This window comes from Chryseobacterium aahli, assembly GCF_022699665.1.
Classification (GTDB): Bacteria; Bacteroidota; Bacteroidia; order Flavobacteriales; family Weeksellaceae; genus Chryseobacterium; species Chryseobacterium aahli.
The window spans coordinates 75,072-99,896 of record NZ_JALDNB010000016.1 but is presented as its reverse complement, the minus strand read 5'-3'; the positions used below and the strand labels follow the sequence as shown (position 1 = coordinate 99,896).

Below are 24,825 nucleotides of genomic sequence, written 5' to 3'. Positions count from 1 at the left end.
AAATATCACTTAGTATTATTTTATTTACCTTTTATATCTTCCTGCAATTTTTTGATTTGCTTATTAAGCTCAATAGTGTATAAAGTCAACTCCTCAATCTTTTCCAAAAGTTTGGCATCCATTTCTCCAAGATTTACTCCGTTTTTTGTAACCTCTTCAGCAGAAGGAATATTAGGAAGATGTCCTTTTTCCTGAATGTGATTCTCTACTTCTTCCAAAGTTTTCAGTTTATATCCTTTTGCAAAAACATAATCAGCCCAACCATTTGCTGAGGCAATTTCTACCTTCACTTGTTCAGCCTTAATACCTTTCTTTACATACAGCAAGAAATTGGGGTCATTATCATACTGATCAGTTCCAACTGTAATTTTACCTGTGTTGAATATAATCAAATTGCTTTTGTGCGCGGCATCTGTAAACTTTATTCTTGAAATCCCTGACGAATTGGGAGTACTAGTGTCACTATTTGGATCTATTGCATTATCATTGGGTTGATGAAATTCAAGATTAGGTCCACCCATATTTCTAACGACAAAGTCACCCGGGGTAGCCCATTTGGAAAAGCAGCCATTACAATGAACCGGAGCTAATTCAAGACGAGCTGTATTTCCAACTCCTGTCGTTGAGGCCGTTATATCACCAATAATAACGGATGGGATATCACTATTAGCTCTAAAACGCTCAACATTATTAGTTTTAATGATAAAAGGAGTGTTATCTATAGTACCTAAAAAATTATTCGTAATACTAGTCCCGGCGTTACCGGTCGTATTCCATGTTTGTGCATAAGAAATGCTGGTAAAGAGTGCAGTGCTCACAAGTAATATTTTTTTCATATCGTTTTCAAAAATGGTTCGGCGAAATTAACTTTTTTTTAACTCATATTATATTCTCATTAACGAGATTTAATATGAATATTGTCATGTATTTTGCAAAGCTATTGGCAATCTGCGACAGAACTTGACGTATTAAAAATTAATTAGTCTGCAATAACTAAGAGTTTACGACAACGTCCTACTCTGTCAAAATTTTATTAGATTTTGGTTTCATTTATCTTTTTACGTTATAGCTTTATAAAATTAGATACCACAACGGCAAAATATGGCAGTTAATTTCACGGTTAAGTAAGAAGACAGAACAGTTGGAATAGTAATAATTATTATCAATTATGATAATAAAATTTCCAAACTTGCGTGAATTGACTATTATTTTTTCTATTTGAATCAGCGAACCTCTTCGTGGTTTCTTAACGTATCAGATTCCTATGTCGTTATTGAACAATGAAAATCACAGATTATTTTGTCAAGAATCTGTGCAAATCTGTGAAATCTGTGGGAACATTTTACTTTTAAATTATAGTTCTGCGGAATCTAAAACAAAACCCTATCCTCTTTTCTCAATTCCTCCAGATATTTAATTTTATCATCACGATAAAATAAATTCATCGTCTCAAAAGGAATCATTTTTAAATCTTTATTGACAATATGAACGCATGATTTTTTTACTGCTCGAACGTCAAAATCGTGCGCATCCATAAAATTCATAATGATGATTCTGAAGAGATTTTCGTAATCTAAATTAGGAGCCGAAACTTCTGGAAGACAGCATAATAATTGGTTTACTTTAGGCTGAACTTTATCCACTGAAATTCCTGTGCTGAAAATGTCTAAAAGCTGCATCTGCAAACCAGCATCCTGTTCATAAACAATTGTGTTTTTCGTTTCATTATTCAGTAAATCAGCTGGATTGATGTATCTCGTTAAAGGAATGATTTCACCTTCCAGTTTCAGAATATAGCCCATCGCCAAAGAATCCGGATTACAAGGTACGGGAATAATATCATCACCATTCAAAAGGGGAAACTGTTTTAAAATTTCTTGACGAACCTCTGTTAAAGTAATTTTTTCGTGTGCAGAATCTTCACGGTTTCTTCCCGCAACTTCGACAGGCTGAAAAGTAATTCCGCGGACACATTTTTGTTTTAAAGCAAACTCAATCACTTTTCCGATCTCGTCTATATTTTTTCCTTTTTGAAGAACGATAACGAGCGTTGTAGAAAGATTTAATTCATTTAATTTCTCCAGAGCTTTTATACGGACATTCGTGAGATCTTTTCCTCGAAAATCTTCCAGAACTTCAGGTTTAAAAGAATCAAACTGAAGATAAATTTCAAATTCCGGAGCATAAGTCGCTAGTTTTTCAGCAAAACCGGGATCGTTGGCAATCCTGATTCCGTTGGTATTGAGCATTAAATGTTTAATGGGTTTTGTCTTAGCGATATCCATAATTTTAAAAAACTCAGGATGAATCGTCGGCTCGCCACCGCTGATCTGCACGACATCAGGCTCACCCTCATTTTTAACGATCGTGTCAAACATGGCTTCAATCTGCTCCAAAGTTCTGTGACTTCCGTAATGTGGCGATGACATCGCATAGCAAGTCGGACAGGTCAGATTACAACGATCGGTAACCTCAACGATTGACAAGCAACTGTGTTGCTCATGATCTACACACAATCCGCAATCGTATGGGCAACCATATTCCACATCAGTTCCGAAATGAACGGGCATTTCTGATGCTTTATTGTAATTTCTGATATTTTTGTAATACTCAACATCCGAAGCAATCATTGTCTTGAAAAAGCCATGATCAGGACATCTTTTGGTCATGAAAACCGCTTCATCTTCAATAATGATCTTTGCTCCTACCCTTTTCAGGCATTCAGGGCAAAGACTGATGGTATAATCGTAATAGGTATAATTTCTTATTGGCATAATTTCAATTTTTACATTCCTCCACAAACAGCTCCACTGATCAATCCGCAAATCAACATTGAAATAAGCACTGTTGTCCAAAACTGGCTTTTAGAAAATTTTCGTCCGTCTTTACTTTCATAAATCAATTTTACAAAAACTGTAACGACTAATGATACAACAAAAGCTACAGCAAGAATCATCAGAATGATCATGGCGACCAAACCTTCTAACCCACCAACTTCCAAAAGTGTCAGCATTTTCATAATTTAATTGTGTTTTTAGGTTGAATTAAATTTCTTTCGTTTTTTAATACATAAATGTAATAAATAATCATTGAAAGACAGACCAGCTGAATAGTTCCCAAATTTCCCATGATGTCAATTTTTGGTTTAATAAAATCTAAAAGAAATCTAAATGAAAAGTAACTCAGCATGAAAAGCTTAAACAGAAATCCCGAAACATATTTATTTTTCAGGTCAATCATTTTTAACTCGAACCACATGAAGAGTAAAAATGCAATTTCGTACAGTGCGACAGGATGTCTGAGATATTCATCCCCGAGATGCATTCCGAAGACTGATGTCGTTGGTAAACCATAAGTCTCTTCATGAACTCCCGTCAGAAAACAACCGATTCTTCCAATGATAATGGCCAAAATTAAAGGATAAACAATCAAATCTCCAGTACTTTCTTTATGACCGACGATCTTTTTTGCCAGTTCCACTCCAATCAGTCCGAAGGCTAAACCACCGACAATCGTATTATTTGTCCAGAATCTTTTAAAACTAAAATCTTCAAATAAAACAGAGGGATTTTCAAGATTTCCGATAAGTTTTGAACCGATTAATGCTCCCGCAGTAGCGCCGATAAGGATCGCAGCAGAAATTCTGAATGATAGTTTCTCAGGTGATTTTCTTTTTAAAAAGAAATAATAGCGCATCCCAAGAAATATCCCTAATGTTTCAAAAACAGGATGTGCGAGAATCGTTTTACCAAAAATCTGAAATGTAACAGGGAAATCCATCTGATCAAAAGTAGTATATTTAAGGTAAATTATTAAGTTTAATATTTAAATAATAATAAATTTCACCAAAATGCGAATAGAAAATGATATAAAGCTGGGTTTTAAAGACGTCATGTTCAGACCGAAACGTTCAACATTAAAATCCCGATCAGAAGTTGATCTCGAAAGAGAATTTACCTTCCTCCACACGAAGAAAAAATGGAAAGGCACACCTATTATCGCCGCCAATATGGATACCGTGGGAACTTTCGAAATGGCTGTTGAATTGGCAAAAGATAAAATCATCACCGCTGTGCACAAGCATTACACAGTGGAAGAGTGGTCTGAATTCCTTGACAATCAAGAAACAAGCATTCACCAATATATCGCACTGAGTACCGGAACGGGAAAAGCTGACGAAGAAAAAATTAAACTAATTCTTGATAAGCATCCGCAGATTGAGTTTCTGTGTATTGATGTCGCAAACGGATATTCAGAACATTTTGTGCAGTTTGTAAAGAAAGCAAGACAAGATTTTCCTGATAAAATTATCATTGCAGGCAATGTTGTAACAGGGGAAATGGTGGAAGAACTACTTTTGGTGGGTGCAGACATTATCAAAGTGGGAATTGGCCCAGGCTCGGTTTGTACAACGAGAGTGAAAACCGGCGTTGGTTATCCTCAACTTTCGGCAATTATCGAATGTTCTGATGCTGCACATGGTCTGAAAGGCCACATCATTGCTGATGGCGGCTGTAAAGTTCCGGGAGATGTTGCGAAAGCTTTTGGTGGCGGTGCAGATTTTGTGATGCTCGGCGGAATGTTTGCCGGACATGATGAAAGTGGCGGCGAAATGATTGAAGAAAACGGAAAAAAATTTAAACTTTTCTACGGCATGAGTTCTAAGACCGCAATGGATAAACACGCCGGAGGTGTTGCCGAATATCGTGCCTCGGAAGGTAAAACTGTAAAGATAAAATATAAAGGTTCTGTGTCTGAAACCGTGAAAGATATTTTGGGCGGTGTACGGTCAACTTGCACCTATGTTGGAGCTTCAACCTTGAAAGAATTATCAAAAAGAACGACTTTCATCAGAGTTCAGGAGCAGGAAAATCAGATTTTTAATGACTGATTTTAGCGATTTTTTATTTTGCTTCGTTTTATAATTTAGCTAATTAAAACACCATGAACAAAGGGTTTTGTAAACTAGAGGGCTTGTTGAGGGGCAGTTTTTTTGGTGTTTTTTACGTTTTTGTGTCTATTTGCATCATCAAATAAAACACAAAGAATACGAATGACGGAAGAAATTCATCTCCGAATATTTTGTCCTCCTTGGAAAAAGTGTTCGGAGTTTTTTTATCCTTTTGTATAAAAAATTTTTGCTAGTTATAAGCCATTTCTTAAGTTGATTCTATCTTTAAATTATATGATACATTTTGCATAAATTTTCACTTTACTATTTAAACTAAATTATATTGATTCTTTTTTTAAACTTTGCATTGATGTGAAGTTTTTTCTTTTGTAGGCATTTTATGATTTTTTAAGTTTGAAATAGAATACTGTGTATAATTAATTTAAACCTACATTTATTCTTTAATTAAAAACAACAACAAATTAGAAATCAATCTTATCGATATAACGCATAAAGATTTTCATGAAAATTTTGTTATTTTAATATAAAAATTTAGTCAACATTAGTTTTAAAGAAAAATGGATTTTATAAAGTCCTCAAAAATATATTTTCTTATCGTTTTTTTTAACAGCATTTTGTTTTTTGCTCAAAAAATTGATTCAAAAAAACAAAAAATTTCTGATTTATTAGACTATACAGAAAGTCTCTACATTGACGGTAAGACTGAAAAGGTTTTGGCAGAATCTCAGAAACTCATCTCTCTTTCTGAAAAATCAGATGACGAAATGGGTCTAAGCTGCGGTTATTATTACTTTGCAGCCTGCCTGTATACTGTCGGAAAGTATCGTGAGAGCATCAATTATATAAAAAAGGCACTTACTTATAAGGATTATCTGAAAAAAGACATTCTGCATCACTCACGAGCTTACGGTTTGCTGGCAGATAATTATCTGAGTCTTGAACTTTATTCCTTGTCAGCGGACAGTTATCATCAATCACTTCAAATTCTTCAGACGGTTCCCAATAAAAACACGCTATATTATCTTTCTGAAAGTACTTCCTACTCTTATTTAGCTATACTTTATGATAATATGAATCTTCAGGATTCTATGTATTATTATCTTAAAAAAGAAAAAAACAGTCTTGCAAAAATTAAAGAAACGAAAGAATATCCCGAAAATGGTTGTGCTTCGAATGATTTTGGGCATTATTATCTGAAAGTCAATAAATTAGACTCAGCTAAAATTTACCTTAATGAGTCTCTTGCTTTTTTCAAAAATGATGATAATGTTTGTAAGTTTGATGCAATTACCGGTTTAGCAGATCTTGAAATTAAAAATAAAAACTATCAAAAAGCTTATGAATTGTACAACAAAGCTTTAGATGGTTTTATGAAAAATCATTATCCACAACTTGTTAATAATCTGTACAAAAAAATCTCCGAAGCCTACATTGAGGAAGGGAATATGGTAAAAGGAAAATACTACCAGGATCTCTATCAGAAAAAAAATCTTGAGATGGATGAAGTACGGAAAAAGGAAAGAGACTTAATCATCAATGAAGTGATGAAAGAGGAGGAACGAAATAATGAAATCGAAAAAGAGAGGAATAAAATATATACCCTTTTAATGATTTCAATTTTATTAATTATCGCAGCAATTATTATCTATTTCCTGAGAAAAAACAAAAAAAGAAATGTAAATACGCAGAAAATTACAGATAAATTAAAAATTGAAAATGCCATTCAGGAGATTGAAAAAGATGTACTTAAAAACCAAATCAATGAAAGTTTTGACGAAGTGATGAGTCTTGCAAAACAAAACAGTCCGCAATTTTTTATCAAGTTTCAGGAGAAACATCCTCAGTTTACTCCGAAAATGCTTAAAATAAATCAGAATTTTAAAATAACAGAGCTTACTTTTGCATCTTATATTTATTTGGGCTTTAGTACTAAAGAAATTGCTGATTACACTTTTAAAGCTATAAAAACGATAGAGAATAACCGTTATAACTTTAGAAAGAAGCTAGAACTCTCACCCGACCAGGATTTGTTGTTCTGGCTTAGAAATTATATCGATGGTGAATAATATTCTGCTCTTGGCTTAGTTTTAGCAATATCTTTTGTACAATCTTTTTTATATAAATTTTTAAATTATTATCACTAAACATTAAATGGATTTCAAAAGATCCTTAATCAAAATATTTTTACCAACTCTCCTACTGTGGAGTATTTCGCTGTTTTCCCAAAACAGTTCTCAGAAAATTGATGAGTTAATAGAAAATGCCAACCAATTGTATTTGGACGGAAGAACTGATGCTGTATTAAATATTTCAAAAAAAATAATCGCTGAATCTGAAAATTTAAAATACGACAAAGGTCTTTCCTACGGTTACTATTATTTAGCTTCATATTACTACGATAATGCGGAATTTAAGGAAAGTATACACCACGCTAAAAAAGCGCAGAAATACGGCAAGTATTTAGCTAAAGACAAAACCCAATCTGCCAGAGTTTCTGCATTGTTGGGAGGAAATTATCTGTTGTTGGACCTATATACGCTATCTTCTAAAAATTACAGGAAAGCACTCAGCATTCTCGATAGTAAAAAGAAAAAAAACACTACCGATTCACTTACACAAAGCACTGTTTATTCAAACCTAAGTTATCTTTTTCAGAATATCAACATGCCGGATTCAATGTATTTTTATCTTAAAAAAGAGAACACAATTCTAAAGAAAGTCAAATTTAAAAATGCTTATGTAGAAAATGGTTGTTCGTGTTTAGGTTTCGGAAATTATCATTTGAATCAGAATAAAACAGATTCTGCACAATATTATTACAATAAATCTCTGGAATTTTTTAATGGAAAAAAACATCCATGCAAAATAGAATCTCTCATTGGCTTAGGAAATCTTCATACCCATGAAAAAGAGTACGAAAAAGCCCATCAATACTACAATAATGCTATACATAGCTTTGAACAAAATAACTTTCCGGATATCCAAAGCGAATTGTTTAAAAAAATCTCAGAGCTCTATATTTCCCAAGGCAACGCAACACAAGCAAAACATTATCAGGATTTATACCTAAAAGCGCACAACAAATTAGATGCTCAAAAGAAAAAAGAACGTGATTTTGTCCTGAATGAGGTAATGAAAGAAGAAAAAGCACAGCATCAGAATGAAGTGAAAAAAAACCAGAAAATGACTTGGTTGATCGTTTCTTTATTAGCTTTAATTACTGTTTTTATCATTTATCTTCTTCAAAAATCAAAAACCAAAAACCAAAAGGCTTTAGAAATTACAAAACAATTGCAGTCCGAAAAAGCAATCAATGAAAAGGAAAAAGACACCCTAAAATTACAGTTGAGTGAAGCATTTGAAGAGGTAAGAAAATTAGCGAAAGAAAACAGTCCTGATTTTTTCATCATATTTCAGGAAGTTTATCCGCATTTTAGAGGAAAAATGCTGGAAATCAATTCTCAATTTAAAGTTTCTGAACTTACTTTTGCTGCTTATATTTATTTAGGGTTTAACACCAAAGAAATTGCAGATTACACTTTTAAAGCCGTAAAAACAATTGAAAACAACCGCTATAATTTCCGCAAAAAACTAGGAATTTCTCCTGAAAAAGACCTTCAGATCTGGCTTAGAAATTATATTGATTCTGAATAATAAAAATCCCTTTCATCAATAATGAAAGGGATTGTATTTTAGATTAAATCTTTCTCTTAAGTAAGCATTCCGCCGTCTACATTCAAGACTTGTCCGGAAATGTAAGAAGACATTTCGCTACCGAAGAAAACGCATGCATTGGCAACATCTTCTGGCTGTCCTCCTCTTTTCAATGGGATTCCGTCTCTCCAGCTTTGAACTGTTTTTTCGTCTAAAGCAGCTGTCATTTCAGTTTCGATAAATCCTGGAGCAATAGCGTTGCAACGGATGTTTCTAGAACCTAATTCAAGCGCTACAGATTTTGTGAAACCAATAACCCCGGCTTTAGAAGCAGCATAGTTGGCTTGTCCGGCATTACCTTTCACTCCCACTACAGAAGTCATATTGATAATAGAACCAGATTTAGCCTTCATCATCGGCTTAATAACTGCCTTAGTAAGGTTGAATACAGAATCTAAATTTACCTTGATAATAGTATCCCAATCGTCTTTTGACATTCTCATCAAAAGATTATCTTTTGTGATACCTGCATTATTCACCAAAATATCAATTTTTCCGAACTCAGCCATTACCTCTTCTACTAATTTCTGAGCAGCATCGTAATCTGACGCATCAGACTGATATCCTTTAATTTGAGTTACAGAACTCAAAGTAGTTTCTAATTCTTTAGCTTTTTCCACAGAACCTGCGTAAGTAAATGCCACTTTTGCTCCTTGTTGCGCGAAAATTTCAGCAATTCCTCTCCCGATTCCTCTTGTAGCTCCAGTAATCAGCGCTACTTTTCCTTCTAATAGTTTCATATATATGATTATTATTTATCTTGTATCATTTAGTTTGAGTGTGCAAAGATATTATTTATCTTAAAATAATTTTGTAATACTAATTGAAATGCAAATTACTTCACAGAATTATTCACAATCAGCACGATCTCTCCTTTTAAAGTTTTGCTTTTAGAGAATTCAATTAACTCATCGATTGTGCCTCTTTTAGTTTCTTCAAATTTTTTCGAAATTTCGCGGCTCAAACTTGCCCTCGTTTCTTCTCCGAAAAATTCTTTAATCTGCTCCAAAGTTGTATTAATCTTATGTGGACTTTCATATAAAACAATGGTTTTTTTCTCTTCAGCCAGCTGTTTAAGCTTCGTCTGTCTTCCTTTTTTCGGAGGAAGGAAACCTGCGAACAAAAACTCATTATTTGGTAATCCTGAAACCACCAAAGCCGGAATTAAAGCTGTCGCACCGGGCAAACAAATCATTTCAATATTGCTGTCCGAACCTGCTTTTGCCAAAAGATAACCCGGATCTGAAATTCCCGGAGTTCCGGCATCTGTAATAATTGCGATGTTTTGACCACTTTGAAGATCCGTAATTACCTTCTCAGTAGTATGATGCTCGTTATGTAAATGATAAGATTTTAAAGGTTTTGAAATTTCGTAATGCTTCAAAAGCACTCCAGAAGTTCTTGTGTCTTCGCACAAAATATAATCGACTTCTTTCAGCACTTTAATCGCTCTGAAAGTCATGTCTTCTAAGTTCCCAACGGGTGTGGGAACGAAATATAGGATTCCACTCAAAATTATAAGAATTTATTTTCTACCAATATCCAAAGTCTTTGTGCGTATTCATCTACTTTATCCCATTTTCTGTCGTAGTAGAGGTCGCTTAGATATTCTTTTGCTTCTTCCAGATTTCTGCATCTGTTCAGCTCAGCAACGGCATGGTTAAGGTCTGTTTGGCTTCCTCCGAAAAGCAGTTTGGTAAAAGCCATTCTGTCATTCAAATCTAATCTGAACTCAGGTTTTTGCTTTTCCGCTTCCATATATTCGGTAGGAATATTTGTTTTTAAAAGGCTTCCTGTATCTTCTTTTACAACCGCAGCCGGTTTTTCCTGAGGAATTTCTCTTTCCAAATGATCATCATCAAACAATGTCTGAATCGATTTTAAACCTTTTATATTCGCAAGTCTTATTTTTTTCTCTTGCTGATAAGCTTCAAGATTTTCAAAACTTTCATCTGAGGCAGGTTTATTAGACTCAGATGTTGGTTTGTCTATTTCAACAATTTTTCTTCTGTCTATATCTTCACTTATGAGAATTTCTTCTTCATGTGTTTCAGTATCTTTTTTTATTTCTGTAAGAATACTTTCGACATTCGAATTTTCAGTCATGATTCCGTCTTCGTCGTATTTAAAATCATCAGAAACAGATTCATTTTCAGATTCTTCAATCAAAATTTCATCTTCAAGCTGTTCAGATTCAAACATATTCGGAATCTTTTCTGAAGAATTTTCATTTGCCTTGGCAGACTCATAATTGCTTAGAATTTGCTCTTCTTCTTCAAAATCATTTGCAACACTCTCATCAGAAATTTCATTTTCAAATTCGTCAATTTCATTCAATTGATTATTAAAAATAGCTTCTTCTTCAGTGACTTTTTGGTCAAATATTTCTTCATCAATATCATCTTCATCCTCCGGAACAGAGTTTTCAAGAATTCTTTCTTCATCTACAAAACTTAAAACCTTTGAAATTTCTTCAGAAGATTCTTCCTCCTCTATTTCGTTCAGTTGCTCGTTAAAAACAGCATTTTCTTCAACGATTTCTATATTTAAATTTTCCTGCTCAGTAATTTCTTCATTAAAATCTTCCGTCTTCTCTTCAATTTTCTCTTCCTCGGCAAGATTTACCATATTTTCATGGTATTCGTTTTCAACAATCTCATTCAATTGATTATTAAAAATAGCTTCCTCTTCCATTACTTCATTGGGCAGATTGCTTTCACTTCCTTCAATCTCATTCAGCTCATTATTGAAAATTGCTTCTTCCTCCGTTATTTCGTGAGAAAAATCCTGAGTTTCGGTTATGTTTTCAGCTAAAAGAGAGCTCGATAAAGGTTCTGAAAACTGTAAATCATCATTTTTATAGTATTCTACCTTATTTTTAAGCAGTTTTAAAAATGAAATTCTGTCTGTAAGCTCATCAATAAGATTTTGCTTAGAAAGTAGCTCGTCAACGTCGTTTATTTTGTCTAGAATACCAATGATATTCTTAGATTCAAAAAAAATCTTTTCCTGTAAATCTTGGATGTTCTGCATAGAAGAATCTTATTAAAATTGCTTACTTTTGGTCTTAAAATATTACGGCTAAAATAACAAATGTTTTTAGAAAATACAATTAATCATTCCAAACAAAGCGGTTGGATGGAAGTTATTTGTGGCTCCATGTTTTCCGGAAAAACCGAAGAGTTGATCCGAAGACTGAGAAGAGCTGAAATGGCGGGGCAGAATGTGGAAATTTTTAAACCAAAAACCGATACAAGATATTCTGATGAAGATGTTGTTTCGCACAATAAAAATAAAATCCGAAGTACTGCAGTAGAAAATCCTAATGAAATTATTCTCTTGGGGTCAAACTGTGACGTGGTAGGAATTGATGAAGCTCAGTTCTTTGATGAAAGCATTGTGGAAGTAGCTAATCAACTGGCAAACAGTGGAATTCGTGTCGTTATTGCAGGTTTAGATATGGATTTTCTAGGACGACCTTTCGGACCGATTCCTAATCTGATGGCAACGGCAGAATATGTAACGAAAGTGCATGCCATCTGCAAACGTACCGGAAATTTAGCTAACTACTCCATGAGAACTTCTCAAGGAAATAATTTGGTTGAATTAGGTGAAACAGAAAGTTATGAAGCAGTAAGCCGTCGAGTTTTTATTGAAGAAGTACTTTCTAAGAAGAAATAATGAGTAATTTAGTCTGAGTTTAAGGTTTCAATCTAATTTGGTTTATCGCAAAGGCGCAAAGTTTAATCTGAACTGGTTTTTTAAGACGTAAGAAAATCACAGATTTTCAGCAATTTTTTCAATCAAATTTTATCTTAGAAAAAATCTTTGCGCCTTAAAACATTTTTCATTAAATTATTTTGCGCCTTTGCGATTAACTAATTATCAAATCAAAAACATCGAAAACAAAATATAAGCAGATAGGGCACCAATGAATTATACAGTACAACAAATTGCAGAAATCACCAGTTCAGAAATTATTGGTGATAAAAATCTATTAATCAAAAATATAGCTTTTGACAGTAGAATTATTTATTCAATAAAGAATACGGCATTTATTGCGATTAATACGCATAAGAATTCCGGTGAAAAATTTATTGAATCTGCAATAGACCGCGGTATCAGTGTTATCATTTCTGAGCATCAATATCCGCAATTTGAAAATGTAACATGGATTATTGTTGAAAATTCTGTGGAATTTCTTCAGAAACTGGCAAAACATCATTTCGAAAAATCAAACTTAAAATCAATAGGAATTACAGGAAGCAATGGTAAAACCATTCTCAAAGAATGGCTGTATCAATGCTTATGGAGTGAATTTACGACCGTAAAAAGTCCGAAAAGTTTTAACTCGCAGATTGGTCTGCCACTTTCTTTGCTTCAAATCAATTCAAGTCACCAGTTAGGGATATTTGAAGTAGGAATTTCGATGCCAAATGAAATGCAGATTTTGGAAAGCATTTTCCATCCGCAAATTGGTTTATTGACTCACATCGGAACCGCTCACGCAGCTAATTTTAAGTCTGAAGAAGATTTAATTAATGAAAAAATAAAGCTTTTCAAAGATTCTGAAGTGATTATTTTCAATGGAGATAATCGATTGGTTGACAGAAAAATAAGAGAAATTTATTCAAGTAAAAAGTTAATATCTTACGGATTCAACGAAAATAATGATGTCTCTTTTAAAAATAATATTTCAAAAAAAGAAGATGTTGTCGTCACCTATTTTGACGAAGAAATCTCCTTCCCTGTTCATCAGCGCGATGAAGCCACTTTAACGAATGCTTTAGCGCTGATAACCGTTTTAAAAGAACTAGACATCAGTAATGATAAAATAGTTGACAAAATCAACGCTTTAAAAGCCGTAGAAATGCGACTTGAAGCCATAGAAGGAATTAAAAACAATATAGTTATCAATGATTCTTTCAATCTAGATATGGATTCTTTAAAGACTGCCCTGCAGTTTCTCAATGAATATAAGAAGTCGAAAAAATCACTTGTTTTAACAGATATTATCGGTGTTAATGCCAATTCTCAAGAGTTATATGAAGAAGTTTCAGAATTGGTCAACGAGCAGAATTTTGAAAACTTATTTTTGATTGGGGAAGAAATTACTCAGTTCAAAGATTTATTTAAGTCTAAAACCTACACTTTTATTGACACTCAAGAATTAATTGATAATAAATATCTTACGGAAATTGAAAATCAAATTATTCTGTTAAAAGGTGCTAGGAAATTTGAGATTGAAAAACTTAAGGATTTGCTTGAACTTAGAAAACACGATACGGTTTTAGAGGTAAATTTAAACGCTATTCTTCACAATATCAATTACCATAAATCCTTGCTGAAACCTACAACCAAAATGATGGCAATGGTAAAGGCAAATGCTTATGGTTTAGGGAGTTATGAAATTTCCGAGTTTCTTCAACATCATCATATTGATTATCTGGGTGTTGCATACGCAGATGAGGGTATAGAACTTCGTAAAAAAGGAATCACTACTCCCATTATTATCATGAATCCTGAACAGCATAGCTATGAAGCCATTATTGAATATAATCTGGAACCCGAAATTTACAGTTTCAGAGTTTTAGAGCTGTTTTATGAAGCAGTTCAAAAATCCGGCTATGATAAAAATTATCCTATTCACATCAAGCTTGAAACAGGAATGCACCGTCTTGGTTTTAAAGATTTTGAATTAGATCAGCTAAGCGAAACTTTAAGCCATAAGAATGTAAAAGTCCAAAGTATATTCAGTCACTTATCATCTTCTGATATGCCTGAAGAACAAGAATTTACAATCAGACAGTTTGACGTTTTCGAAAAAAATTCCAGTTATCTGATTGAAAAACTGAACTACACTCCTATCCGACATATCCTGAATTCATCAGGAATAACAAACTATACAGACCATCAGTATGATATGGTAAGAATTGGAATTGGAATGATCGGTGAATCACCATGTAGTGAAATACAAAAAAAGCTTCACTCTGTAGTAAGTTTTAAAACCGTAATTTCACAGATTTCAACGGTTGATACCGGAGAATCTGTAGGTTACAGCAGAAGATACAAAGCAGATCATCCTTCAAGAATTGCTACTATTCCTGTAGGGTATGCAGATGGAATACCAAGACTTATCGGCAACCAGACGGGAAGTTTGGGAGTACACAAAGTATTGGCACCCATCGTAGGGAATCTCTGTATGGATATGATGATGATCAATGTAGACAATATCCCAAATGTAAAAGAGGGTGATACGGTCACCATCTTTAATGCCAAACCAAGTTTAAAAGAATTCGCAGAATACTGCAAAACCATAACTTATGAAGTTTTAACCTCAATTTCTCCTCGTGTGAAACGGATCTATATAAAAGATTAATTATGAAGAAACTCCTTGTTCTTTTATTTGCATTTCAGTTACTTTTCGTCCAATCACAGGTGAAAAAAGGTTTGGTCATCCCAAAAAATCCAAAAATTGGACTATCACTTGCCGGAGGTGGAGCGAAAGGCTTTGCGCACGTTGGCGTTTTGAAAGTTTTAGATTCTTTGGGTGTAAAAGTAGATTATATCTCCGGAACTAGTATGGGAGCTATTGTCGGCGGATTATATGCTTCCGGATACACAGGAAAAGACATCGAAAAAATTGTAATGGATACTGATTTCTATTCTTTAATCAGAGATCCAAAATCCCGCACAGAAAGCACATTCTTTAACAAATCTGTTGACAAATATCTTCTTTCGATTCCTTTAAAAAACGGGAAAATCAATCTCCCCTCTTCCATCAGTTCCGGACAGAAGAATGTTTATTTGCTCAAAGAATTGTTTAAAAATGTTTCAACCATTGAAGATTTTTCCAAATTACCAATCCCTTTCATGTGTGTTGCCACTAATTTAGAAAGTGGAAATATGCAGATTTTTGAAAAAGGAGATCTGGTACAGTCTATCATGGCAAGTTCAGCATTTCCTTCATTAATGGATCCTGTGAAAATTGGAGACAGTATTTACATTGATGGAGCGATGACCGTTAATTATCCTTCAAAACCTTTAAAAGATAAAGGCATTGACATTGTAATTGGTGTAGATTTAAATCAGGATCTTTCAAAAAGAGAAGATTTAAACAACATCATTTCAATTTTGAATCAGGTAATTGACTTCGGAATTCAAAAAGACACAAGACGTCAGTATAGATTCACCGACATTAATATCAAACCGAATTTGAAAGGAATGACTGCAACAAGCTACGATGAAAAGAAAAAAATTCTGGACAGTGGTTTTGTAGAAGGTTTAAAGTACACGGATATTTTAGATGATTTACCTAAACGTTCATTTGACCGCCTTAGACAGCCCGTAAATCCTATCTATTCTAATGTCTATAAGATTGACAGCATTGATTTGATTGGAAGCAGAATTTACGGTAAAAACTATGTTTTAGGAAAGATGGGTCTTCGTCTTCCATCAATGCAAACTTACGGAAGTGTGAATAAAGGGATTGATAAATTGGTGGCGACAAATAACTACCGCTTCATCAACTACGACATCGTCACTGAAAATAACATCAATTACCTGAAATTATATGTGACAGAAGATGATGCAAGACATTTTTTAAAGTTCGGATTGCATTACGATGAAATCTTCAAGACCGGATTACTTCTTAATTACTCAGCAAAAAGATTATTGTTCAAAAATTCAAATTTATCCTTGGATGTTGTCGTAGGTGACAAACCTAGATATTACTTGAACTATTTTGTAGATAATGGATACATTCCAGGATTCGGGCTTTATTCTTCCGGGATGAGTTTTGATTTGAAAGGAAATAATAATATAAACGTTGATAAATGGCAATGGCTTAGAAACGAAATTTACATTCAATCTGTATGGAAAGATAAATATGCTGTTGGAGCTGGATTAAGCCACGATTATTTCGATGCTGAAATGAACGGTACCAACAAGAGATCAAATCGATTTTTGAACCCTTATGTATTTTTAAAAAGCGACACTCAGGACGATAAAGACTTTCCGCGCAGAGGATTTTATTTGAATGCTGAAGGAAAAGTAATAGATTTACTGAAATCTGCTGTCGACAAAAGAGTGGTTCAGGTAAAAGCAGATATAAGAATCAATATTCCTTTGTCAAAACAGTTCAGTTATCACCTTAATTTGTATGGCGGAGTAACAATTGGTGAAAATCTTCCAGAATACTATCAATACAGATTGGGTGGAATTTTCGAACAAAATGTCATCAATTTCAAAACATTCAATGGCTTTTATTTTGCACAATTAAACAGCAATAATGTGGCATTGATTTCAAATGATATTCAATTTAAATTTAATAAAAACTTCTTTTTGAGTGGAAATTTCTCTTTTGCCAATCTATCGGACGATATCAGTTTCGAAGATGCAGTAAAAGTAAATTACAGTTCTGTAGGAATCATGGCGGGTTATAAATCCCCTTTCGGACAGATTAAATTCAACTTCAGCCATTCACTTAAAAATAATCAAAAAGGTATATTCAGTGTTATTTTAGGGCACTGGTTTTAAAACAATGATACAATTCTTTTACGAAAACCTACCAGAATCTGTCAATACAGATTATACAAAATGGCTGGAAGAAATCATTCTTTCAGAAGAAAAAAAACTAGGTGATATTAATTACGTATTCTGCGACGATGAGTATTTACTCAAAATAAATCAGGATTATCTGCAGCATGATTATTACACCGACATCATCACTTTCGATTCTGTGAAAGGCAAAACAATAAGCGGAGAGATTTTCGTATCTTTGCAGCGCATTTCAGACAACGCTTCTACCCTATCCAAAAACTACGAAGAAGAATTAAGAAGAGTCTTGGCTCACGGTATTCTGCACTTGTGCGGTTATAAAGATAAATCAGAAGAAGAAGAGAAGGAAATGCGAAGCAAAGAAGACTTTTATATTGTAAGATATAATTAGGAGCTATTCCCGCTGTCCGCACTCGCTTTTTTTCTTTTTCAAAGAAAAAAGAGCTCAAACAAATGCTACCATCGGGGCATAAACCACGGAATACAGGCGATTTTAAGCCTTATTTCGATACAATGTTTCACGTGAAACATTTATACAGAATTTAAAAATTTAAGGCTTAAATAAGCAATTAAAATGATTTCAGAAATATATGATGTAATTGTAGTAGGTGCAGGTCACGCAGGTTGTGAAGCTGCTGCCGCTGCTGCCAATTTAGGTTCAAAAACTTTATTGGTTACTATGAATATGCAGACCATCGGACAGATGAGCTGCAACCCGGCAATGGGTGGAATTGCCAAAGGACAAATCGTAAGAGAGATAGATGCAATGGGAGGTTACTCCGGAATTATTGCTGACAAATCTGCGATACAATTCAAAATGCTGAACCTTTCAAAAGGTCCTGCTATGTGGTCTCCTAGAACGCAAAATGATAGAATGTTGTTCGCAGAAGAATGGCGTTATGCATTAGAAAACACTCCCAATCTTGATTTCTTTCAGGATATGGTGAAGAGCTTGATTATAGAAAATAATAAAGCAGTAGGAGTAGTAACTTCTTTAGGAATTGAAATCAGATCAAACTCAGTTGTTCTTACCAACGGTACTTTCCTGAATGGATTAATCCATGTTGGTGATAAACAATTAGGAGGTGGTAGAATGGGTGAACCAAGAGCTTTCGGAATCACAGAACAGTTGGTTTCTTTAGGTTTTGAAGCTGGAAGAATGAAGACTGGTACTCCACCAAGAGTAGATGGAAGAAGCCTTGATTATTCTAAAATGGAAGAACAAAAAGGAGATGAAAATCCTCAAAAATTCAGCTATTTAGATACTCCTAAATTAACCAAACAATTAAGCTGTCATATTGTTTATACCAACGAAGCCGTACACGACATTTTACGTGAAGGTTTTGATAGAAGTCCCATGTTTAACGGAACCATTCAGAGTTTGGGCCCAAGATACTGTCCTAGTATTGAAGATAAAATAAACCGTTTTGCAGAACGTACAAGACACCAGCTTTTCGTAGAACCGGAAGGTTGGAAAACTGTAGAAATCTATGTCAATGGATTCAGTTCTTCTTTACCTGAAGATGTTCAGATCAAAGCAATGAAACACATCCCCGGATTTGAAAATGTAAAAGTATTCAGACCAGGCTATGCTATTGAATATGACTACTTCCCTCCTACTCAGTTAAAGCATACTTTAGAAACAAAATTGGTGGATAATTTATACTTTGCAGGTCAGATTAATGGAACTACAGGTTATGAAGAAGCTGCCGGACAAGGCTTAATGGCAGGTATTAATGCTCACAATAAAGTTCATGAGAAGGATGACTTCATTTTGAACAGAGATGAGGCTTATATCGGCGTTTTAATCGATGATTTGATTACAAAAGGTACTGAAGAACCCTACAGAATGTTTACTTCAAGAGCTGAATACAGATTGCTTTTAAGACAAGATAATGCAGACATTAGATTGACTGAAAAAGCATATAATTTAGGTTTAGCAAAAGAAGAAAGATTGAAAAAAGTTGAAGAGAAAATCACTAAAAGTCAGGAACTTGAGACATATCTTAGAGAAACTTCTTTAAAGCCAGGAATTATCAATCCAATCTTAGAAAGCATTGAAAGCAATCCAGTAGATCAGGCTTACAGAGCTTCTCAATTTCTGACAAGACCTAATATTACTTTAGATAAACTGGATGAAATTGATTCTATAAAAGAATTCACTTCTCAATACAGCGATGAAGTAAGAGAACAAGCTGAAGTGAATATCAAGTACAAAGGCTATATTGAAAAAGAAAAAGAGAATGTTGCTAAGCTGAACAGACTTGAAAATGTAAAGATTCCTGAGGATTTTGATTACATTAAAATTACAAGTCTTTCTTCGGAAGCAAAGCAAAAAATGAATAAAGTAAGACCTAAAACTTTGGCTCAAGCAGGAAGAATAAGTGGTGTTTCTCCGGCTGATATTAACGTTTTAATGGTCTATTTAGGACGATAAATCAAATATGTTTCACGTGAAACATTTACAATAAACTAAGGTATTTAGAGGCTTAAAACACTTTTCTGAATACCTTTATTTTTAAAATACAATAATCAAAATGAAAATAAAAGATCATTTTCTTTCTCAGGAAATATTTGAAATACAAGAAACGGAAACAAAAGGAATTTTTAAAACTTCCCCTATTCCATCCAATATTTCTAAATATTATGAAAGTGAAGATTACATTTCTCATCACCAGGACTCAGGAAGTTTAAAAGAAAAACTGTATAAATTTTTACAATCTTTCAATCTTCAGTATAAAAAAACTATTCTTATTGATAGAATAAAAAAGAATTCTAAGGTATTAGATTATGGTTGCGGTGCAGGAGAATTTGTAAAATTTATTGAAAATGATTTTGAAACTTATGGATTTGAACCAGATCCTGATGCTAAAACTGCAGCAACAAATAAGGTCTCAAAAGCAAAAATAATAGCAGATATTCAATTAATAGAAAACGAAAGTTTAGATGCAATTACTCTTTGGCATGTCTTCGAACACATAGAAAATCAAAGTGAAATGTTGTCAGTTTTTCATTCCAAATTAAAAGAAAAAGGTTTATTGATTATTGCGGTTCCCAACCCCACTTCTTACGATGCAAAACATTATAAAGAATTTTGGGCAGCTTACGACGTGCCAAGACACATCTACCATTTCTCTAAAAATGGAATGGAAAATCTTATTTCAAAAAATCATAATTGGAAAATGAGAAAAATGAAACCTTTGGTTTTAGATTCCTACTACATCTCGATGTTGAGCGAAAAATACAAAAAATCACCCCTATTTTGGCTAAAAGCAGTCGTTCACGGAACTATTTCTAACGTAAAAGCATTATTTTCTAACGAATTTTCAAGTTTGATATACATTATCGAAAAAAAATAGAAAATCGATTTTTAAGCCATTTCTGAAAGCCAAATTTTAGTATTTCCTCGGAAATTTTATATTTTACACAAAAACAAATCCGAAATTAATTTTTCGGATTTGTTTTTTTACAGATAGAAAATTATTTATTTTAGTTGTACAAGAATTAATTATATGAAAAAGAACTTTTTACCTATAATATTATTTCTACTAGTTTCATGTAATAAAAATGAAAAAGCAAATCAAAATGACGATTGGAAAGTTGTAGAAATAAATTCTTATATTCAAAATAATATAAATTTAAAAAAGCTTAATAATGAAAAAGAATTCTCCATTTTGTTTGATAGCGCAACATTAAAAAATAAAACAAATAATATTATTTTTTTGCAAAATGAAAAGATTAATCTAAAAGATACAGTTAACAAAAAAAATGAAATGTTTACAAGAAATAGAATCTGTAGTGCTAATTATGGGAAATCTGATACACTTTCTATAAATGTGATGAATAGTGATGGTTTTACAGGAGATGGATTTTCTATATCTTTCTTTAAAAATAAATACAAAATCAATTATTCTTCTTTCTCAGATGCCGGACCATCTAAATATAAAAGTCCAAACTTGAAATTCATCTTTAATAAGTTAGTTTTAAATAAGAGAAAATATAAGGAAAATGACAGTATTTTTGGATATGTAGAATTTAAATGTAAAGATGAAAAAACATACCTTAAACCTGTAGAATACTTTGCAAAAGGATATTTCAAAACAAAAGTAGAGAAATATTAATGACAAAAACCGCCGAAATAATCAGCGGTTTTATTTATTTATTTAGAAAATTATTATTATTTATTAATCGCAGCAATACCCGGAAGTTCTAAACCTTCTAAACTTTCCAACATCGCCCCTCCTCCCGTAGAAACATAACTCACTTTATCAGCATAACCGAATTGTTTAACAAAAGCTACACTGTCACCACCACCTACTAAAGAGAAAGCTCCTAATTTTGTAGCTTCAGCAATACTATCACCTAAAGCAATTGTACCGGCAGAGAAATTAGACATTTCGAAAACACCAATCGGCCCATTCCAAAGAATTGTTCTAGAGTTTAATAAAACATCATTAAACTGCTCACGAGATTTTGGCCCTGCATCTAATCCCATCCAACCTTCTGGAATTTCATAGATATCAGTTTCTTTTATATCTGCATCATTACTGAAACTTTCAGCAATAATAGTATCGGAAGGAAGATAAACTTTCACATTGTGTTCTTTTGCTTTACCTAAAATTTCTAACGCTAAAGGCAATTTATCTTCTTCAACTAAAGAATTTCCTATTTTACCACCAAGTGCTTTAATAAAAGTAAATGCCATACCTCCACCGATAATTAAATTATCAACTGCAGGTAAAATATTTTCTATAATGGTAATTTTAGTTGAAACTTTTGATCCTCCTAATATCGCTGTAACAGGCTTTTCACCGCTTTTTAAAACTTTATCAATCGCTTTTAATTCATTAGCCATCAATAAACCGAAAAATTTAGTTGATTCGAAATAATTAGCAATAACCGCTGTAGAAGCATGAGCTCTATGGGCTGTACCAAAGGCATCATTCACGTAAGCATCACCTAATTTTGAAAGTTTTTCAGCAAACGCCTCATCACCTTTCTCTTCTTCATTATGAAAACGCAGGTTTTCCAATAATAAAATCTCGCCAGGTTGAAGTTCTGCAGCAGCTTGCTCAGCCTTCTCTCCTATCGATTCTTCTACAAACTTAATCTGATGACCAAGAACATTAGAAACTTCTTCTACAATATGTTTTAAAGAAAATTCATCTTTAACTTCTCCTTTTGGTCTACCTAGGTGTGTCATTAAAATTACAGAACCTCCGTCTTTAAGAATCTTTTCAACTGTTGGTTTCACTGCCGAAATTCTTGTGTTGTCTGTAACTTTCAACTGGTCGTCCTGAGGTACATTAAAGTCAACTCTTACTAAGGCTTTTTTATCTTTAAAATTGAAATCATTGATTGTTTTCATATGCTGATTTAATATTTTTATTTTTTTGAAATCGTTTTGATGAATTAGTTCTTGTGTATTCTCAATTCATTTCGATTCATAAATATTTTCTAATTTTTGTTTCACAAATGTAAGATTTTAAACTTTTGCAAAAGATTCAAAAAGACAAAAGTTTTCAAAAAACTTCCCACAAACTCATCACTCACTAATCAACATTAATTTCTTTATATATAAAAAAAAGAATGATAGTTGTTGTTGAGTGTTGTGAGTTTCGGGGATAACTTTTCTGTTAAAACTTCATAACATACAGTTTGAATTCAATTCATATTTAATTAACAATGTAAATTGCTGAACATCTGATAATTTTAAGACTTATTAACAAATATTAGTAACTTTTGAACAATGTTAAATATTAGTTTCTTGATTATGGAGAAATGCCAGATTTCTGACAGGAAAGTTTTTTGAAGTTTTGGTCATTATTTTTGGAGACAACTTTCAGTAACGTTTTATTTGGATTAGGAAATATTTAGTTCAGAAAAGTTTTCCACAGTTATTCACAGTGCTTTTCACATTTTATGAGTAGGTAAATAACATTTTGCATTTTAATACTTAAATTTGTAGTATTCAAATGTTAAAAAAATGAAAAACTTCCTTTTGTTAGGTTTTAGTATTTTTTCAATTTCTATTTTTTCCCAAAAATCGATCTTTGCAGAAGCTGAACTCAAATCTGCTACGGTTTACGAACAATCCGGAGAGCTTTTTTCCAGCACTGCTTTTAAAATTCCGAAAGGAAGTTCGGAAATTGTTGTTACCAATATCGCAGAAAATATAGATGAGAGTACCATAAAAATAGGAAGCAAGAATAAAATTTCTATCCTTACCTACCGTTTTTCTAACGATGATGGAATGTATGAAGTGGCATTGGATAAGAAAAACCCTCAACACAAGATTGTTTTAGATAGTATAGATTTAGTAAGAAAGCAAATAAAAAATTTGAACTTAGAAGGTGTTTCTATTTCAAAAAGTATTGAGATTTTAGATAAAAATCAAACTGTAAATTCTGGTTCTACTTCGTACGCTTCAGAAGTCTCTAAGCTGGTAAAATTTAATCAAAAGAAAAGATTAGAATTAAATTTAGCCTACGACAGCAATCAGGAAATATTAGAAAAGTGGCAAAATAAATTGGCTGGTTTAGAGACAAAATTTAATCTTAATAATAAAGAAAGAGAAAATTATCCGAGAGGAAAACTCATCCTTCAAGTTTCAGCAGAAGCTAATGAAAATGTTAATTTAGATATTAAATATACCGTTCGTGAAGCTTCTTGGCGACCTTATTACGACATCATTGCAAATGGATTGAACAGTAAAATAAATTTGGGATACAAGGCGATGGTTCGTCAAAACTCAGGTTTAGATTGGAAAAATATCAAAATGAACCTTGTTTCCGGCTATCCGAATCAGCAAAAGGTACTTCCTACATTGGGTGTTTGGCAATTGTATTACCAACCGCCACCACCAAAATATAATGAAAGTGAAAAAAATGAAATATCAACAAGATCCGCAAGTTCAGTTCAAATAGCTGAAGTGGTAATCACAGGGAATGTAAGAAATACTGCTTCACAGAATCAATTAAATTTGAGTTATGAATTGGAAGATAACTATACAATTTTGTCTAATAATAAAGACAATAGCATCAATCTTAATGCTCTCGAGATTCCAGCCAATTTTATTTATTCTTCGGTTCCAAGATATTCAAATTCAGCATTTTTGGTTGCCGAAATTGAGAATTTGGATAAATATAATCTGATAAAAGCTGATGCAAATATCGTATTCGAAGATACCAACGTCGGAAAAACAGTCATAAATCCGGAAACTACTGATAGCAAAATGGTTCTTACTTTGGGTGAAGACCGTAAAATCAATGTTAAGAGACAGCCTGTAAAAGATAAAACGTTTACAAAAAATATTTCTTCAACAAATAAAGAACAGCAATTTGCATACGAAATTACTGTAAGAAACAACAAAAGCGAAAAAATAAATATAAAAGTAAAAGACCAAATTCCTATTTCATCTGATAAGCAGATTATCATTACAATGATAGATAATGGGATTGCAGAATACGATGAAAAGACCGGAATTCTAACTTGGGATGTTTCATTGAACGCAAATGAGACAAAGAAAATAAACTTCTCTTACAAAGTAAACTCACTTAAAAATAATCAATTAATGGGATTGTAATTAATTGGTTATCAGTTTATGTTAGAAAATGAATAAAAAAATAAAAGTATATAAA

General features: G+C 32.9%; 19 protein-coding genes. 11 read left to right on the top strand and 8 right to left on the bottom strand.

The genetic code is table 11. The features are described 5' to 3' along the window. Positions 1–20: 20 nt before the first annotated feature. The 4 genes from MQX03_RS19915 to MQX03_RS19900 all read right to left on the bottom strand — a co-directional run bounded on the left by MQX03_RS19915 (position 21) and on the right by MQX03_RS19900 (position 3,780). Positions 21–818: a hypothetical protein gene (locus MQX03_RS19915; protein WP_242805336.1), complete on the bottom strand. Its 798-nt coding sequence runs from the start codon at positions 816–818 to the stop codon at positions 21–23. Between the two features lie 552 nt (positions 819–1,370). Next, the gene (locus MQX03_RS19910) at positions 1,371–2,774 is read right to left on the bottom strand and encodes a radical SAM protein (RefSeq protein ID WP_242805334.1); all 1,404 of its coding nucleotides are present in this window, start codon (positions 2,772–2,774) and stop codon (positions 1,371–1,373) included. Between the two features lie 11 nt (positions 2,775–2,785). Beyond that, positions 2,786–3,019 carry a hypothetical protein gene (locus MQX03_RS19905; protein WP_229983082.1) on the bottom strand — a complete coding sequence of 78 codons (234 nt, stop codon included), beginning with the start codon at positions 3,017–3,019 and terminating at the stop codon, positions 2,786–2,788. Further along, complete coding sequence (locus MQX03_RS19900; RefSeq protein ID WP_242805332.1) at positions 3,016–3,780, bottom strand: prolipoprotein diacylglyceryl transferase; 765 nt, start codon at positions 3,778–3,780, stop codon at positions 3,016–3,018. The genes MQX03_RS19905 and MQX03_RS19900 overlap by 4 nt, the downstream gene beginning before the upstream one ends. Before the next feature lie 70 nt (positions 3,781–3,850). Between MQX03_RS19900 and MQX03_RS19895 the strand changes: the two genes are divergently transcribed. The 3 genes from MQX03_RS19895 (at position 3,851) to MQX03_RS19885 (ending at position 8,566) form a co-directional block, all read left to right on the top strand. Continuing rightward, positions 3,851–4,891 carry a GMP reductase gene (locus MQX03_RS19895; protein ID WP_129535471.1) on the top strand — a complete coding sequence of 347 codons (1,041 nt, stop codon included), beginning with the start codon at positions 3,851–3,853 and terminating at the stop codon, positions 4,889–4,891. Between the two features lie 578 nt (positions 4,892–5,469). Continuing rightward, positions 5,470–6,978, top strand: a complete 1,509-nt coding sequence (locus tag MQX03_RS19890; protein ID WP_242805330.1) for a helix-turn-helix domain-containing protein — start codon at positions 5,470–5,472, stop codon at positions 6,976–6,978. An 85-nt stretch (positions 6,979–7,063) separates the two neighbouring features. After that, a complete protein-coding gene (locus tag MQX03_RS19885; RefSeq protein ID WP_242805328.1) occupies positions 7,064–8,566 on the top strand; it encodes a tetratricopeptide repeat protein in 1,503 nt (500 codons plus the stop codon). Between the two features lie 56 nt (positions 8,567–8,622). Here MQX03_RS19885 and fabG read toward each other — a convergent pair whose 3' ends face one another. From fabG to MQX03_RS19870, 3 genes are all read right to left on the bottom strand, one after another. Then, positions 8,623–9,366 carry a 3-oxoacyl-[acyl-carrier-protein] reductase gene (gene fabG / locus MQX03_RS19880; protein WP_129535475.1) on the bottom strand — a complete coding sequence of 248 codons (744 nt, stop codon included), beginning with the start codon at positions 9,364–9,366 and terminating at the stop codon, positions 8,623–8,625. A gap of 95 nt (positions 9,367–9,461) precedes the next feature. After that, positions 9,462–10,139: a 16S rRNA (cytidine(1402)-2'-O)-methyltransferase gene (gene rsmI, locus MQX03_RS19875; protein ID WP_242805326.1), complete on the bottom strand. Its 678-nt coding sequence runs from the start codon at positions 10,137–10,139 to the stop codon at positions 9,462–9,464. Between the two features lie 2 nt (positions 10,140–10,141). Further along, positions 10,142–11,659, bottom strand: a complete 1,518-nt coding sequence (locus MQX03_RS19870) for a hypothetical protein (RefSeq protein ID WP_242805325.1) — start codon at positions 11,657–11,659, stop codon at positions 10,142–10,144. Between the two features lie 60 nt (positions 11,660–11,719). Here MQX03_RS19870 and MQX03_RS19865 point away from each other — a divergent pair, with 60 nt between their 5' ends. The 7 genes from MQX03_RS19865 to MQX03_RS19835 all read left to right on the top strand — a co-directional run bounded on the left by MQX03_RS19865 (position 11,720) and on the right by MQX03_RS19835 (position 21,306). Continuing rightward, on the top strand, positions 11,720–12,307 hold the full coding sequence (locus MQX03_RS19865; RefSeq protein ID WP_229983074.1) for a thymidine kinase: 588 nt from the start codon (positions 11,720–11,722) through the stop codon (positions 12,305–12,307). Positions 12,308–12,557: 250 nt separating this feature from the next. After that, positions 12,558–15,005 carry a bifunctional UDP-N-acetylmuramoyl-tripeptide:D-alanyl-D-alanine ligase/alanine racemase gene (locus MQX03_RS19860; protein ID WP_242805323.1) on the top strand — a complete coding sequence of 816 codons (2,448 nt, stop codon included), beginning with the start codon at positions 12,558–12,560 and terminating at the stop codon, positions 15,003–15,005. A 2-nt stretch (positions 15,006–15,007) separates the two neighbouring features. Further along, the gene (locus MQX03_RS19855) at positions 15,008–17,164 is read left to right on the top strand and encodes a patatin-like phospholipase family protein (RefSeq protein WP_242805322.1); all 2,157 of its coding nucleotides are present in this window, start codon (positions 15,008–15,010) and stop codon (positions 17,162–17,164) included. Positions 17,165–17,168: 4 nt separating this feature from the next. Further along, a complete protein-coding gene (ybeY, locus tag MQX03_RS19850) occupies positions 17,169–17,576 on the top strand; it encodes an rRNA maturation RNase YbeY (RefSeq protein WP_242805319.1) in 408 nt (135 codons plus the stop codon). Positions 17,577–17,759: 183 nt separating this feature from the next. Further along, positions 17,760–19,622 carry a tRNA uridine-5-carboxymethylaminomethyl(34) synthesis enzyme MnmG gene (gene mnmG / locus MQX03_RS19845; protein ID WP_242805317.1) on the top strand — a complete coding sequence of 621 codons (1,863 nt, stop codon included), beginning with the start codon at positions 17,760–17,762 and terminating at the stop codon, positions 19,620–19,622. 100 nt (positions 19,623–19,722) lie between these two features. Further along, positions 19,723–20,544, top strand: coding sequence for a class I SAM-dependent methyltransferase (locus MQX03_RS19840; RefSeq protein ID WP_242805315.1), 822 nt, complete (start codon positions 19,723–19,725; stop codon positions 20,542–20,544). A 153-nt stretch (positions 20,545–20,697) separates the two neighbouring features. Beyond that, entirely contained in the window at positions 20,698–21,306 is a 609-nt protein-coding gene (locus MQX03_RS19835; RefSeq protein WP_242805313.1) for a hypothetical protein, read from the top strand. Positions 21,307–21,362: 56 nt separating this feature from the next. Here the strand turns inward: MQX03_RS19835 and MQX03_RS19830 are convergent, their stop codons facing one another. After that, positions 21,363–22,553: a phosphoglycerate kinase gene (locus tag MQX03_RS19830; protein WP_242805311.1), complete on the bottom strand. Its 1,191-nt coding sequence runs from the start codon at positions 22,551–22,553 to the stop codon at positions 21,363–21,365. Between the two features lie 618 nt (positions 22,554–23,171). Here MQX03_RS19830 and MQX03_RS19825 point away from each other — a divergent pair. Continuing rightward, on the top strand, positions 23,172–24,770 hold the full coding sequence (locus MQX03_RS19825; protein WP_242805310.1) for a DUF4139 domain-containing protein: 1,599 nt from the start codon (positions 23,172–23,174) through the stop codon (positions 24,768–24,770). Positions 24,771–24,825: the final 55 nt, after the last annotated feature.

Bases quoted from the DNA above. Each gene is read 5' to 3' on its own strand.
- fabG (WP_129535475.1), bottom strand. From the start codon at position 9,366: ATGAAACTATTAGAAGGAAAAGTAGCGCTGATTACTGGAGCTACAAGA.
- MQX03_RS19830 (WP_242805311.1), bottom strand. From the start codon at position 22,553: ATGAAAACAATCAATGATTTCAATTTTAAAGATAAAAAAGCCTTAGTA.
- MQX03_RS19910 (WP_242805334.1), bottom strand. From the start codon at position 2,774: ATGCCAATAAGAAATTATACCTATTACGATTATACCATCAGTCTTTGC.
- MQX03_RS19895 (WP_129535471.1), top strand. From the start codon at position 3,851: ATGCGAATAGAAAATGATATAAAGCTGGGTTTTAAAGACGTCATGTTC.
- MQX03_RS19835 (WP_242805313.1), top strand. From the start codon at position 20,698: ATGAAAAAGAACTTTTTACCTATAATATTATTTCTACTAGTTTCATGT.
- MQX03_RS19900 (WP_242805332.1), bottom strand. From the start codon at position 3,780: ATGGATTTCCCTGTTACATTTCAGATTTTTGGTAAAACGATTCTCGCA.
- MQX03_RS19870 (WP_242805325.1), bottom strand. From the start codon at position 11,659: ATGCAGAACATCCAAGATTTACAGGAAAAGATTTTTTTTGAATCTAAG.
- MQX03_RS19855 (WP_242805322.1), top strand. From the start codon at position 15,008: ATGAAGAAACTCCTTGTTCTTTTATTTGCATTTCAGTTACTTTTCGTC.
- mnmG (WP_242805317.1), top strand. From the start codon at position 17,760: ATGATTTCAGAAATATATGATGTAATTGTAGTAGGTGCAGGTCACGCA.
- MQX03_RS19905 (WP_229983082.1), bottom strand. From the start codon at position 3,019: ATGAAAATGCTGACACTTTTGGAAGTTGGTGGGTTAGAAGGTTTGGTC.
- MQX03_RS19865 (WP_229983074.1), top strand. From the start codon at position 11,720: ATGTTTTTAGAAAATACAATTAATCATTCCAAACAAAGCGGTTGGATG.
- MQX03_RS19890 (WP_242805330.1), top strand. From the start codon at position 5,470: ATGGATTTTATAAAGTCCTCAAAAATATATTTTCTTATCGTTTTTTTT.
- ybeY (WP_242805319.1), top strand. From the start codon at position 17,169: ATGATACAATTCTTTTACGAAAACCTACCAGAATCTGTCAATACAGAT.
- MQX03_RS19825 (WP_242805310.1), top strand. From the start codon at position 23,172: ATGAAAAACTTCCTTTTGTTAGGTTTTAGTATTTTTTCAATTTCTATT.
- MQX03_RS19885 (WP_242805328.1), top strand. From the start codon at position 7,064: ATGGATTTCAAAAGATCCTTAATCAAAATATTTTTACCAACTCTCCTA.
- MQX03_RS19840 (WP_242805315.1), top strand. From the start codon at position 19,723: ATGAAAATAAAAGATCATTTTCTTTCTCAGGAAATATTTGAAATACAA.
- MQX03_RS19860 (WP_242805323.1), top strand. From the start codon at position 12,558: ATGAATTATACAGTACAACAAATTGCAGAAATCACCAGTTCAGAAATT.